15 protein-coding genes and 2 pseudogenes are annotated in these 12,732 nt (G+C 63.6%); 6 read left to right on the forward strand and 11 right to left on the reverse strand.

Features of this window, described 5'->3' with window-relative positions; all coding sequences use genetic code 11:
- The first annotated feature begins 46 nt into the window (after positions 1-46).
- Entirely contained in the window at positions 47-664 is a 618-nt protein-coding gene (locus tag RE429_RS24985) for a DUF1269 domain-containing protein (protein ID WP_414474446.1), read from the forward strand.
- A gap of 113 nt (positions 665-777) precedes the next feature.
- Here RE429_RS24985 and RE429_RS24990 read toward each other — a convergent pair whose 3' ends face one another.
- Positions 778-1,494: a hypothetical protein gene (locus RE429_RS24990; protein WP_414474447.1), complete on the reverse strand. Its 717-nt coding sequence runs from the start codon at positions 1,492-1,494 to the stop codon at positions 778-780.
- Between the two features lies 1 nt (position 1,495).
- On the opposite strand from RE429_RS24990, the gene RE429_RS24995 reads away from it, so the two are divergent.
- From RE429_RS24995 to RE429_RS25005, 3 genes are all read left to right on the forward strand, one after another.
- Positions 1,496-1,621, forward strand: coding sequence for a hypothetical protein (locus tag RE429_RS24995; protein WP_414474448.1), 126 nt, complete (start codon positions 1,496-1,498; stop codon positions 1,619-1,621).
- Between the two features lie 109 nt (positions 1,622-1,730).
- Complete coding sequence (locus RE429_RS25000; RefSeq protein WP_414474449.1) at positions 1,731-1,997, forward strand: hypothetical protein; 267 nt, start codon at positions 1,731-1,733, stop codon at positions 1,995-1,997.
- A 683-nt stretch (positions 1,998-2,680) separates the two neighbouring features.
- Positions 2,681-2,914: a DUF3309 family protein gene (locus tag RE429_RS25005; RefSeq protein WP_414474450.1), complete on the forward strand. Its 234-nt coding sequence runs from the start codon at positions 2,681-2,683 to the stop codon at positions 2,912-2,914.
- Between the two features lie 246 nt (positions 2,915-3,160).
- Here the strand turns inward: RE429_RS25005 and RE429_RS25010 are convergent, their stop codons facing one another.
- The gene (locus RE429_RS25010) at positions 3,161-3,487 is read right to left on the reverse strand and encodes a hypothetical protein (protein ID WP_414475915.1); all 327 of its coding nucleotides are present in this window, start codon (positions 3,485-3,487) and stop codon (positions 3,161-3,163) included.
- A gap of 168 nt (positions 3,488-3,655) precedes the next feature.
- Here RE429_RS25010 and RE429_RS25015 point away from each other — a divergent pair, with 168 nt between their 5' ends.
- Positions 3,656-5,011 carry a PQQ-dependent sugar dehydrogenase gene (locus tag RE429_RS25015; RefSeq protein WP_414474451.1) on the forward strand — a complete coding sequence of 452 codons (1,356 nt, stop codon included), beginning with the start codon at positions 3,656-3,658 and terminating at the stop codon, positions 5,009-5,011.
- A 3-nt stretch (positions 5,012-5,014) separates the two neighbouring features.
- On the opposite strand, the pseudogene RE429_RS25020 reads toward RE429_RS25015, so the two are convergent.
- The 7 genes and pseudogenes from RE429_RS25020 to RE429_RS25050 form a co-directional block, all read right to left on the reverse strand.
- Positions 5,015-5,181 (reverse strand): annotated as a pseudogene (locus RE429_RS25020) (IS6 family transposase); the annotation flags it as partial.
- Positions 5,182-5,284: 103 nt separating this feature from the next.
- A pseudogene (locus tag RE429_RS25025) lies at positions 5,285-5,356 on the reverse strand (IS6 family transposase); the annotation flags it as partial.
- An 80-nt stretch (positions 5,357-5,436) separates the two neighbouring features.
- Complete coding sequence (locus RE429_RS25030) at positions 5,437-6,207, reverse strand: ABC transporter permease (protein WP_414474452.1); 771 nt, start codon at positions 6,205-6,207, stop codon at positions 5,437-5,439.
- A gap of 106 nt (positions 6,208-6,313) precedes the next feature.
- Positions 6,314-7,123 (reverse strand): ABC transporter permease, encoded by an 810-nt coding sequence (locus RE429_RS25035; protein ID WP_414474453.1) that lies wholly within the window; start codon positions 7,121-7,123, stop codon positions 6,314-6,316.
- A 47-nt stretch (positions 7,124-7,170) separates the two neighbouring features.
- Complete coding sequence (locus tag RE429_RS25040) at positions 7,171-8,259, reverse strand: ABC transporter substrate-binding protein (protein WP_414474454.1); 1,089 nt, start codon at positions 8,257-8,259, stop codon at positions 7,171-7,173.
- A 136-nt stretch (positions 8,260-8,395) separates the two neighbouring features.
- Entirely contained in the window at positions 8,396-9,394 is a 999-nt protein-coding gene (locus tag RE429_RS25045; RefSeq protein WP_414474455.1) for a PQQ-dependent catabolism-associated beta-propeller protein, read from the reverse strand.
- Positions 9,395-9,424: 30 nt separating this feature from the next.
- The gene (locus RE429_RS25050; RefSeq protein WP_414474456.1) at positions 9,425-9,841 is read right to left on the reverse strand and encodes a hypothetical protein; all 417 of its coding nucleotides are present in this window, start codon (positions 9,839-9,841) and stop codon (positions 9,425-9,427) included.
- Between the two features lie 179 nt (positions 9,842-10,020).
- Between RE429_RS25050 and RE429_RS25055 the strand changes: the two genes are divergently transcribed.
- Entirely contained in the window at positions 10,021-10,776 is a 756-nt protein-coding gene (locus tag RE429_RS25055; protein WP_414474457.1) for an ABC transporter ATP-binding protein, read from the forward strand.
- A 58-nt stretch (positions 10,777-10,834) separates the two neighbouring features.
- Here RE429_RS25055 and RE429_RS25060 read toward each other — a convergent pair whose 3' ends face one another.
- Positions 10,835-11,686, reverse strand: coding sequence for an ABC transporter ATP-binding protein (locus RE429_RS25060; protein WP_414474458.1), 852 nt, complete (start codon positions 11,684-11,686; stop codon positions 10,835-10,837).
- Positions 11,683-12,723, reverse strand: a complete 1,041-nt coding sequence (locus RE429_RS25065; RefSeq protein ID WP_414474459.1) for an ABC transporter substrate-binding protein — start codon at positions 12,721-12,723, stop codon at positions 11,683-11,685. The genes RE429_RS25060 and RE429_RS25065 overlap by 4 nt, the downstream gene beginning before the upstream one ends.
- Between the last annotated feature and the right edge of the window lie 9 nt (positions 12,724-12,732).

Genomic DNA, 12,732 nt, shown 5'->3' on the forward strand with positions numbered 1-12,732 from the left:
CTGCTCGGTGCCTGCTTGCCAACGCCAAGAGAACGCGAGAGAGGCGATGAGCGAATTGGTTGCTATGGTTTTTCCGGGTGAAGCACAGGCGGCCGAAGGGATCCGGATTCTGAAGGATCTCCACGCCGAAGGGAGCATTGCCCTGGACGGACTGGCTGTTGTCGAAAAGGATCGCTCGGGACGCCTGCAAGCCAGGCGGCTGGCCGACGAGGGCCCCATCGGAACCGCCGTTACGGCTCTGATCGGAGCCGTTGCCGGCCTGGCGATCGGCCCGGCCGGGGCCGTGATCGGGGCGATCGGAGGAGCCGTGGTCGGACAGGCCGCGGATCTGATCGCTCAGGACGACCGCACAGGGTTTCGGCAGGAGATCACGAGCCGGTTGAAGCCCGGTGAGGTCGCGCTGGTCGCCGAGATCACCGAGAATGGTTCGTCGCCGTTCGCGGGCCGAGTGCAGGATATCGGCGGCGTGATCGTCCGCGGAGATCCGGCATCGCATTTGACCCGTCCCGCGACAACCAATCGCGAACCCGATCCCAGCGCCGATCCCGTTGAGGAGGCCGACCGCGAGTCGTTTCCGGCAAGCGACCCTCCCGCCTGGACCGGCGTCACCGGCATTCGGGAGGCTCCGGTCGAGCCCGAACCCCGAGGATCCACCAACAAATAGACAACCCCAACCGGCAAGCGGCGAGAATAGCGGTCGCTTCTACCCTTTGTCGGAATCCGGACGCCATAGCTGTCGCGGGAGCGGCATCTGGAGCCGAAGGCCGCCTGACCGCCCTACCGGCAGCTGGGATTTCCGGCCTCCGGGACGGCGAGAAAGGTGATGCTTGCGGGCGCGAGCTCAACCGGCCCCGCCTGAACGCGGCTGCCCCGCAGGTCCGGGAACTCGTCCTGGGGCCCGAGCCTCAGCTCCTGTCCGTTCAACCGGACGCTGGCCGAATCCGGCTGTGGCGCCGTTAACGTGTAGCCTTCCGCCGCATTCGGGATCTCGATCGCACTCGGCCGTGTCCGGCTGTTGTTGATCGCCAGCACCGCGACGCCTCCGGGTGCGCCGCGCAGGCAATGGGCATAGACATGCCGGCCCTCCTCGATTGGCACGCCCGCCTCCAGCACGGTCGAACCCATCAGCCGCCGCCACAACAATGCCGCCCAGTAGTTGGGCTTCGGCTCCAGGGTCCTGTCGTTCAGCAGACCATAGTCGCTCGCCACCAGCGTGTTGTGGGCGACAACCCTGACCTCCTGCTTGGCGAGGCGGCCGAGCTGGTCGAGGTAGCGGAAGGTGTCGAGGAAGGTGTTGGCCCACAGGTTGCCGCCGCAGGCCGCGTCGGCCGTCTCCGTGTTCCAGAACGGCTTGCCGGGCTCGAACTCGTCGCGGACCGGACGGTAGAAGGCGAGCGTCTGGTCGGTGCGTCCGAGCCAATTCTCCGTGAGAGCCGCCTCGGGCGTGGTCTGCGTGCGGCCCCGTCGAGAAGCAGCGCCGTGAGACGGCGCCATAATGGTGGTACGAGAACCCGTCGACGTGGGCGGGCTGGATGGCGGCCATCAGGTCGCGCGCCTTCAGCAGAACATCACTGCCGTAACCTGCGGCGACAGCCCAATCGCCCGTCGCCTCGCCCACTGAGCCGGGTCCGAGGATCAGCATGTCGGGCGCCGCCTGCTTGGCGAAAGCGTGGAAGATCTTGAAGTCGCGCCCGTATGCGGCCGCGTCGTAGCCCTGGGGCGCTCCGCCCATGGCCGCGAGTGTGGGCTCGTTCATCCACTCCGCCGCCGCGATGCGGCCGCCGGCCGCACGGGTGAAGGCGAGCCACCGCTTCGCCAGGTCGGGCGTCCAGACGCCGGCGGCATCGCGGGCTCCCTTCCCGGTGGCGAACGAGGTGACGATCTCCGCGTCCACCGCCATGGCGAAGTCGATCACGCCCTTCCACTGCTGCTGGGTCAGGACGCCCATGAATCCGGCCGGCGGGTTCGCGGGCGCCTGTTCGGTTTCGGGGAAGTAGGTGGTGTTGGCCCAGGTGCCGCTGACGCGGACATAGGCCGGTCCCAGAGCAGCGGCCAGCTTGCGCAGGCGTGGATTGGCCAGATCGATGGGGGGCCGGTATTCGTACAGGGCCGGGTTCATGCCGGCGGGCGTGTCGCCGCTCGCCCGGGCCGCAGGAGCCGGGGCGGGCTGGCGCAGGGCGGCTTCGAGGTCAGGGCCATAGGGCCGCCAGAACTTGCCGCCGGTGACCTCCAGCATCTCGACGTTGTAGGACTGGTAGCGCTCGGCGACCGTGCCGATCTTCGGCATGCCGGCCGGCCTCAGGGAAAGGGTCTGGGCCACGGCAGGACCTCCCCCTGTCATTGCCACGGATGCGAAAACCACGCCGACAGAAAACCCGTGCGGCCAATCCCTGCTCATCGCCCGTCTCTGCAGAAGGTTAGCCAAGACAACGGATCACGCCTGCCGCTGTTCCGGCGGGTTTCCCGCTAAAACGGTTCAGCGCCGCGCTCCATCGGGCCAGGGCCTTGCCCGCTCGGTTATTGGTCACCAGGCTGGCGCCCCTATGAGGCCCCGGTCCTTCCGCGGGGGGCAGCGGCGTCATGGGAGATGGCAGATCGGCCGCTCGTGGGTCGATCGGGCCATGTCCCGCCTCGATGCGAGGACTCGGCGTTTCCGATCCGGGAAACGGAACTAAGTCCAATGTCCGTACGTCGAAACAGCGAGCAGCCGGGATTGCTGCAGGCAATCCCGGGTCAATCCGGTTCCAGGCCAACCATCACCATGACACTCAGCGCCATTCTGATCGCCCTTGTCGTGCTCTTCATCATCGCCACCGTTCCCGTGTGGCCCTACAGCCGCACGTGGGGGCTGTGGCCGAGCGGTGCGTTGGGTTTGATCCTGGTGGTCCTGCTTGGCCTGTTGATGCTGGGTTAGAGACCCTGCACTGGAGGAGGCACCCGATCGTTGACGGTGGAAGGAGGTGCCGGCGGGATGACCTCGGCAGCTGCGGTCGGCTGGTTCTTTACAGGCTATGCGTTGCTCACCGGCATCTTCCTTCTTCTGGACTTCTTCTGGAAAACCGGCGGCCGCAGGCGACCCTGGCCTGGATGCTCCTGTTCCACACCCTGCCCGGAATCGGCGTCCTGCTCTACATTCTATTCGGCCGTGGCCGCAAAGCCTTCAGCAAACAGAGCAAGCTCCTGATGCAGGACCTCGTGGGCCATGGCGCGAGCCGCGGGAAGCTGATGATGCTTGTGAGGTGCAACTCCCGTTCGGGCCGCGGATCCGTTCACCGAAACCCGAAAGCCAGCGGAGAAGGCCGCCAGGATGGTCATCGGCGCCAGAGAAGATCGGCGCGACCGTGCTTGAGAGCAGATCGTCCGGTGCAATCGCGAGGACAATGACGCTGGCGTAAACGGCGGCGAGGAGCGATCCCGCGAACTGGTCGAAGGCGACCTTGAGCGAACTGCCGACGTTGCTCTGGATCACGATAATCGCCGTGATCACGGCCCGGAGCCCTCCCGAAAGCCCAAGCGGGTGGGGGCCAGGACAAAGGCGGTGACACATGACGATCAGGCTGCATCCAGGACTATCGCGCGGTGCCGATCGTGGAACCAGAAACCGACGACATCCGTTTGCCATCGCTGGGCCGGAGAGCTTTCTGGGGAGGCAGTGATGCACGCCTCTGCAATCCTGACGAGTCTTCCACTGGCGTTCACCTTGCTGGCGCCCCTGCACGCCCAGGAGGTGCGCACCGGGTCCAAGGCCTTCGGCACCTGGCAGGACGATGCCCCCGGCGTCAGCCGGCACATCACGCCCGCCGACCTGCCGCCGCCGAGCCTGACCCAGAACGACCCCGAAGCTCCTGACTTCGAGAACATGGCCACCGTCGTCCCGGCGCCGCAAGGCAAGCTGCCGGCCGTGCCGCAGGGCTTCACGGTGCAGGTGGTCGCCCGTGACCTGAACCAGCCCCGCGTCATCCGGATCGCCCCGAATGGCGACGTCTTCGTGGCCGAGAGCGGGAGCGGACGCGTCCTGGTCTTCCCTGCCGATGCGGCCAAGGCTGGGCCGGCGAAGCCCGAGGTTTTCGCCGAGGGGATCCAGAAGCCCTTCGGCATCGTGTTCTACCCGCCGGCCGAGCCCCGCTATGTCTATGTGGGGGCGACCAACCAGGTCGTGCGCTTCCCGTATCGGCTCGGCGACCGCAAGGCGAGCGGGCCGGCTCAGGTCATCATTCCGGACATCCCCACCAAGCGGCATTGGACCCGCGATTTGGCGGTCTCGCGGGACGGCCAGCGCCTCTTCGTCTCGATCGGCTCGTCGACCAATGTCGCCCCCGACATGCCGAGGAAGACCCCTGAAGAGATCAAGGCCTTCGAGAAGACGCACGGGTCCGGTGCGGCCTGGGGCGACGAAGAGAACCGGGCCGTGGTGCGTGTGTTCGACCCGGAAGGCGAGAGCGTCCGCAACTATGCGACCGGGCTGCGCAACTGCTCCGGCATGACCATGCAGCCGGGCACCGACACCCTGTGGTGCACGGGCAACGAACGCGACCACATCGGACCTAACCTCGCACCCGATTTCCTGACCAGCGTGCAGAGGGGCGGGTTCTACGGCTGGCCCTGGTACTACACGGGCGGCAACGAGGACCCGGCCCATGCCGGCGAGCGCCCGGACCTGAAGGACAAGGCTCTCGTGCCCGATGTTCTGCTCCAGGCGCATTCGTCCACGCTCCAGCTCGTCTTCTACGATGCGGACGCGTTCCCGGCCGAGTACCGCGGCGACGCCTTCGCCACGATGCACGGGTCCTGGAACCGGGAAGAAAGAACCGGATACAAGGTGATCCGCGCCCGCATGAAGGACGGCAAGCCGACCGGCGTGTACGAGGACTTCATGACCGGCTTCGTGCTGGATGCAAAAACGGTCTGGGGCCGGCCCGCCGGCATCGCCGTCGCGCGCGACGGCGCCCTGCTGGTCAGCGACGACGCCAACGGCACGATCTTTCGGGTAGCGTATGGCGGATCCAAGTAGCCGATACGGCTCCTGCCGGATTCGAATGGGTTTCAGATCTCGCCGTACTCTATCCTGGGGCCGATCGGCCGTATCGCAGGAGAGGATGGCTTCACGGTTCGCCTGGCTGCCATCGATCACAATCGGCTCGGGCCGGCGTGGCGCTTGAGCGCCTTGCGCAGGAAGTGCTTACAGCACCGGACGTGAAATCGGACCCACATCCGATGCTGTCAGTTGATGCTTTTGAGCATCTTTTCACGCAAAACCGGTTCCCGCCTTTTCGTCCGATGGTCTAGCCGCCATCAGATTGCGTCTTTCGCACAACCAGAATTCGACCGTGTCGCCGTTGCTGTCGATGGCCCGATAGCGGTGCAGCCTTCATTGGCCGAGCAGTTCGATATCCTGTCTGCACGAGGCTCGCGGGTGGAATCGCAATCGGACTGTCGTCATCGAAAATTCGCGACAGAACCCCGCCAGCGGCCCATCCGATGTTCAAGAACCCGGATCAGATAGGTCACTAAACCCCCGATGAGCGCCAGGACCAGAACCACAACGAAGTACGGCGCCATCTGAAACGTGTTGCCGTAGACCGAAAGCAGGCCGCCCAGGCCGCTGACTGCCGTATACACCTCGGCCACGATCGTGTTGATGAGGCCGATGGCGGCACCCAGGCGCAGTCCTGCCAGGACGAACGGAATCGCGCCCGGCAGCATGATCTTGAAGAAGATCGCCATTCGTCCCGCACCGGCCGAGCGAGCCATCTCCACGAGCTCGTCATCGCTCACTGCCACTCCCGCATAGGTGTTGATCAAGATCGGCATGACGGCACCAAGGAAGATGATTGCGATCTTGGCCTCCGCGTCGAGGCCCAGCAGGAGAATGATCAATGGAATGAAAGCCACCCGTGGGGTTGCCGCAAGCGCATTGACATAGACCTCCAGAGTCCGACCGAGAATCCGGAATCCGCCCATCAGGAGGCCGACAGGAATGGCGATCACGGTGGCAAGAAGATAGCCGCTTAGGAAAACGAGCAAGCTCTGCCCGAGCGCCTTCTGAAGAACCCCGGTGGAGATCATCCGTGCGCCAGCGTCGAGGGTTTCCAGTGGTGTCGGGATGAACCTGCTATCGGCAACCCGGGCGACGCCCCACCAAACGCCTGTCACAATGACGAGAACCAGGAGTCGGAGGATCGACACGTGGCGGCTCGAAGCGCTCATTGACGTCGTCTCATATCAGAGATTCCTTTGCTGACCAGAGATAGCCCGCCGCATTGCGGCAAACGGAATCGGGACCCGGCCTTTCTGCTTCACCGGACGTTTGCCGCTAGCCCGCGGGCCTGGCCCGCCGAATGTAACCTCTCTGAGGATCGTAGCCGAGAACGGCCACAAAGAAGGCGATGATCGAGCAGATCACGACCACGGCCAACGATACGGCGTTCAGCTTGCCGTAGGCCGCGAAGCGGACCAGCTCGACCACATGCGTGAACGGGTTCAGCAATGCGACCAAGTAGAGCGCTTCCGCGCCGGCCTCGCGCAGCTTCCAAAGCGGATACAGCGCCGAAGACATGAAGAACATGGGGAAGATGACGAAATTCATGGTGCCGGCAAAATTCTCGAGTTGCCGGATATAGACGGAGAGCGCCAGGCCGATCGATCCCAGCATGAGACCCCCGAGTATGAGGCAGGGAAGCATCGTGATCCATCCCGACCAGGGAAGCTCGACTCCGAAAAGCAGCGCAATCACCAGGAAGGCGTAGGCTTGGAGAACCGAGAGAATGGTTCCGGCCGTCAACTTGCAGAGCAGTGTGTACCAGCGGGGGAGAGGGGCGGTCAGAAGAAGCCGCATGATCCCCATTTCCCGGTCGTAGACCATGGAAAGCGAGGATTGCATTCCGTGGAACAGCAGGACGATTCCGAGCAGTCCCGGCACCACATAGACCTGGTAAGGAATGTATGTTTCGTAAGGCGGGATGATCGAGACGCCGAACACGTCCTGAAATCCGACCGCGAAGCAAACGAGCCACAGGGTAGGCCGCACCATGGCCGAGAACAGCCGCCCTCTCTGCTGCACGAACTTGACGAGTTCCCGCGCGGTCACGGCTTCAAGGGCTTGCGAGGCATGATCGAATTTCATTTCACTCCGTTCCGTTCAACTGACCCTCGATCCGGCCTCTCGAGCGTTTACTGCCGACATTGCGTCTCGGGCCGATCGATGCCCAGCGTATCGAGGTCGTTCGTCTGATGCAGGAAGCCCCTGATGGGAGCCCGTTCGATCACCGCATTCTGGGTGACAAGGAGCATGGGCTGGCGGAGCTGGCCGTCCCAGGAGCGGAAGCTCATCGGGTTGCCCTTGGATCCGTCGAGATTCATCTTGTCGCCGAGCAGGAACTCGCGGTTGGTCCCGTAGGCAACCGAGCGCGTCCGCAGGGCCGATTGCACAATGGCCTTCACGGCGATCCAGGCCGCCCAGTCCGTGCCGGTCATGCGATGACTCGCGCGCTTCTCGAAGCGGCTGCTCACCTGCGGTCCACCGTTGCGTTCCCAGGACCAGTGCCAGGCATCGGGCACCAGGCCCACCGTGCCGACCACCGGCCGCGGGTGCAAGGTCTGGTAGGGCACATAACGGCCGTACTCACCGTCGCTGTCGGCGACGAACACCACGTCGTAATCGGCGCCGCCGGTGAGCAGGCTGACATTGCTCTGCTCCCGCTGCCGCGGGTCGTTGGTCAGCTGGAACTGGCGCACATCCACGATCTTCAGGCCGAACCGGGTCGCCGATCGTCGTAGCGCGGCGGCAATCCGGGCGTCCTCCGGGCGCGAGCCCTGCAGCACCAGTACATTCGGCCACTTCCGAGCCACGAGGTACTGGGCAACCGTATCCGCCTGCATGGCGTGGCTCGGGATCGTGTGCAGCAGGTTGGGCTGGCAGTTCTTGCCGCGGAGGTCGTCCTCCGCGGCCGACACGTTCAGGATAAGCGCCGGCTTGTCCCGCATGCGTCGGGCGAGTTCGGCCAAGTCGTCCGCGGGCAGATCGGCGAGAATGAAATGAATGCCGTCGTCAGCAACCCAGCGCTCGGCTCTTGCGGCGATCTCGTCGAGGTCGACGCCGGAGAAGCGCTCGAGCGAGAAAGTCGTCTTGATGACCCGGCTGATGGGTTCGGCCTCGGCCATGGCGACTTCAGCGCCGGCGAAGGGCCGATCCAGCGGCCGCAACTGGATGCGGGCATAGGCTGCATCCGCGTCGTAGCGGGGATCGCCGGCAAGCTCCACGTACCCGATCCGAAGCGCCTGTTGCGATTGTGCCGGGCGGGCGAGGGGAGGCGAAGGAGCCGGTTGCTCCTGAGCCTGGCCTGTCCCGAAGCATAAGGTGGCTCCTGCGGCAACGCACAGAAAGAGGCCGCAATATCTATTCATCGATAACGATCGAATGAGGGACGCGGCCGACGGGAACGGACTTAAGGACCTTTCGGCTAGCCACGTCAACGATGGATACGTCGTCGCTCAAGCCGTTGGTGACATAGAGCGTCTTCTCGTCCTTGGTGAGGTGCAGGCCCCACGCCCGGCTTCCGACCAGGACGTAGCTTTCGATGTTCCGGGTCAGGACGTCGACAAACGCGATGTGATTGGCGCGGCCGAGGGTAACGACAGCGGTCTTGCCATCTTGGGTCATGGTCAGGTCCACCGGAGTGACGTCGACCTGGCGGAACCTGGGGGGCAGGAATTTGAGCACCTGCTTGATCTGGTTCGTGGCGCGGTCGATGATGTAGACCTCCCCGGAAAGTTCGGCCGAGACCCAGAGCTCCTTCCCGTCCGGAGTCAGCGCAAAGCGCCGGGGACGGGTTCCCACGATGATGTTGTCCGTGACCGCACCGCTCTTGGCATCGACCACGTGGACCATGTCGGCGACCTCCGAGGTCACGTAGATGGTTCCTCCGTCCTCGCTCACCACCACGCCTTCGGGCTCCGCGCCGGTCGCGACCTCGTGGGTGATGATCTTGTCCTTGACGCTGATGATCTGCAGCGAGGAGTTTTCCTCGTTGGAGACGTAGATCGTCGACTCGTCGGCACTCAGACGGAACACCTCGGGGCTCGGCCCTGTCGGAATGTGATCGACCACCGCCTGCTTGCCGACATCGATCACATCGATCACGTCGTCGTCACCGCAGGCGACGTAGAGCAGGGTCCTGTCCTTGTTGAGATGCATATCGCGCGGCCGGCGGGAGGTCTTGATCGAGTTGACGACCTTCATGGACGTCGGGTCGATCACCGTAATGTCGCTCGTCTTCTCATTGCTGACGAAGACGAGCCCGGTATCCTTGGCTTGGACAGAACCCGCGGCCAGGGCTAGCATGAGCGCCAGCGCGCAAGGCGTCGGGCGCGCGAAAAACGATAAGGATATGCGCATGAAGGAGCGTCCTCAACCGGTACGGCGCCGTCACCGCACGATGAACTTGCCGATCATCCCACGTTCCTGCTGACCCGGTACATAGAACTCGTAATTGCCTGGGCGCACGGGGACGAACCAGATATCGGCCTTGCCGGGCTCGTCGAATTCGACGCCGTAGATGCCGCCCATCGGCTTGACCTCGATATCGTTGATCACGATCTGGTCGATCCAGGAGTTGCGGAATAGCTCGGGAGCAGAGATCCGGAACTCGTCACCGCCTTTGCTTTCGACTGTCCACTTGTAATACTTGCCGGTGCTGAGTTGGTATTCCTTCACCGACATGGAAAGGTCCTTGTTCAGCACGAGCGGGTCGAGACGTGTCGGCTTGGACGCGAGATTGCCCTCGGCTAATGCTGCGCCGCACGATATCAGACCTGCGGACAAGGCTACGAGTACTGTTCTCATTCGCTTCTCCCTTGCGTGTACCGCTTCTGCGAGCGGCTTGTCGGTGAGAAATCTTGCACAACGATAGACCAGCAGTCTAGTCTTCTGATGTCTAGGCAGATACGCTCTGGAGACAAGGCTCGAATAGAAGTGTCCATCTTCCTTCATTGAGCCTCCACCAAAGAACATGGTGTACGACCGTGAATGTCCTTGAGGTTCGAGACGTCAGCAAATCCTACGGCGCCTTCCGCGCTCTGGATGCCGTGAGCCTGACCGTCGGAAGAGGTGAGTTCGTTGCGCTCTTGGGTCCCAATGGCGCGGGCAAGACCACGCTGTTCCAGGTCCTGACCGGCCTTTTCGTGCCCGACACCGGCACGGTCACACTTGCCGGGCACGATCTCAGACGACGTCCGGCCGCAGCGCTCGCGAGGCTCGGAATCGTGTTTCAGCAGCCAACGCTCGATCTGGAGCTTTCAGTCGCCGCAAACTTGCGATTTCACGCAAGGCTTCATGGTCTGAAAAGGCGGTTGGCATCGGAGCGAATCGCCACGGAGCTCGCCAGGTTCCATTTGGCCGACCGCGCCGACGCTCGGGTGCGCTCGCTGAGCGGCGGCAATCGACGGAGGGTCGAGCTCGCCCGTGCGCTGATCCAGGATCCCGACCTCCTCCTGATGGACGAAGCGACGGTGGGGCTCGATCCCCAGAGCCGGCATGATCTCCTGAAGCATGTTCACGCCCTCTGCATGGAGCGCCAAGTCGGTGTTCTCTGGGCGACTCATCTGGTCGACGAGGCTCAGAATGCGGACCGTGTGCTGGTCCTCCACCGGGGCCATCTCCTTTTCAATGGCCCCCCTGGCGAACTCATCCGGCGTACCAAGGCGTCCGATCTGGACGCTGCCTTTCTGTCCCTTATCGAGCCGGCCAACCGTCCGGCAGAGAGCGCTGTGGCCGTGTAAAGCCGAACCCGCTTTTCGCTACAGCATCGGACGTGGCTTCGAATTCGTGCCCGATGCTTCAGATGCCCCGTCCATAGAAATCGGACTCGGGATCCGAGAGCACCATCGTCCTGATGCGGGACCAAAGATAGTCGCGCAGCTCGTTGTAGATGGGATTGGAGCGGATGCTGTCGCTGGTCCGGGGATAGGGCAGATCCACCTTGACGACTTCCGCAACCCGGCCGGGACGGGCAGCCATGAGAATGACCTGGTCACCCAGCAGGATGGCTTCGTCCACGCTGTGGGTGACGAAGACGACCGCACAGGGACGACCGATCCAGACACGAGTCAGTTCTGCCTGCATCAGCTCGCGGGTTTGCGCATCCAGGCTGGCGAATGGTTCATCCATGAGCAGAATGCGCGGCTCGCCGACGAGAGCTCTTGCGAGTGCCGCCCGCTGCTTCATTCCGCCGGACAACTCGCCGGGATAGGAATCGGCAAAACGACTCAGCCCCACCGAGGCCAGGACCTGATCCGTTCGCTCCAGTCGTTCATGCGCGGGGACGCCGCTGACTTCCAACACGAAACCGACATTGTTGCGGACGGTCCGCCATGGGAGCAGGCGAAAGGATTGGAAAACGAATCCGATATCCGGACCCGGGGCTGGTCTCGCTCCGGCCACCCGAACCTCGCCTCTGTCGGGCGCGATAAGCCCGTTCATCAGACGCAGCAGAGTGGTCTTTCCGCAGCCGGACGGCCCGAGAATCGTCGTGAAGCTCCGCTCGTCAATAGTGAGCGAGACTTGCCTGAGCACCTCGACACGGCTGCGCTCGCCGCGCCGGGCGAAAGACTTGGAGACGGCGTCAAGCGTGATCAACGGATCCTGGACGGCTTCGATGCGGGCTTCTTCGATACGGCTGGCGGTCGTCATGAGTGAAGGGGCGGGTCCTGATCCGGCTGCACGCCGACCTCCTTGAGGACGTCGGCAAGGATGCGAAAGTCGATCCAGTCATGGACCGCGACCTTCGGCAATCCCTTGAAATCATCACTTTCGTAATTCCAGTCGATCGTTGCGGCAATCTCCTCCCGATTGAGCCCTCCATTGACGCTCCAAGTCCGGCGATAGGCTGTGGCAAGCTGCTCCAGATCCTTGGCGGATACGTCGGGGCGGGCCTTTTTCATGGCCTCGGCCCATCGTTGCGGCTCGCGGGCGAAATCGCGGGACAGGCGGATGATCGCCCTGGTGACGGCCTTGATCTCATCCGCCCGGCTGCGCAGGGTCTCGTCGGTGACCACATTGACCTTGTTCAGAACCGGGGCGGCGGCATAGAACTCGGACTCAGGGACCAGGACCCTGAGGTGACGCTGATCGGCGATCGTCAGCCACACGCCGATGGACATCGTCGTGGCATCGATGCGTCCTGCCGCGAGGGCTTGAGCACGCACATTGGGCTGACCCAGCGATACGAATCTGATGGCCGCGTCGTCGATGCCGTTCTTCCGCAGGACCAAGGCGCTCAAAGCATGGTCGAGACTTCCCACCCGTCCGACGCCGAACGTACCGCCGGCAAGATCCTGTATCGTCTTGATCGAGGATCTGCCGGCGATCAGATAGGGCAGGGACTTGTTCGGTGAGAAGACGGCCTTCAGGGGAACCTGCTTGCGGGCGGTCAACTGCAATGCGGAATCGACCGATATGTTGGCCATATGACCTTGCTTCGAGACCAGCGCGGCTACGGCGGACGGCGTTTGCTGCACCCGCACGATCTCCACATCGACGCCTTCCTGCTTGTAATAGCCCAGGTCCGCGGCCAGTTCGAGGACAGAATTCGGGATCAACGGCGTTTCCGTCGTCGTGACCACGATCTTGAACGCTTCGGAAGCCCGTGCCGGTTTCCGGCTTGCCGCAAACGCCAAAGCGCCCAGGCCTGCTCCGATGCAGTCGCGACGGTTGATCTTGATCATCATTGTCTACCT

Source organism: Microvirga sp. M2, from assembly GCF_047497095.1.
Taxonomy (GTDB): Bacteria; Pseudomonadota; Alphaproteobacteria; order Rhizobiales; family Beijerinckiaceae; genus Microvirga.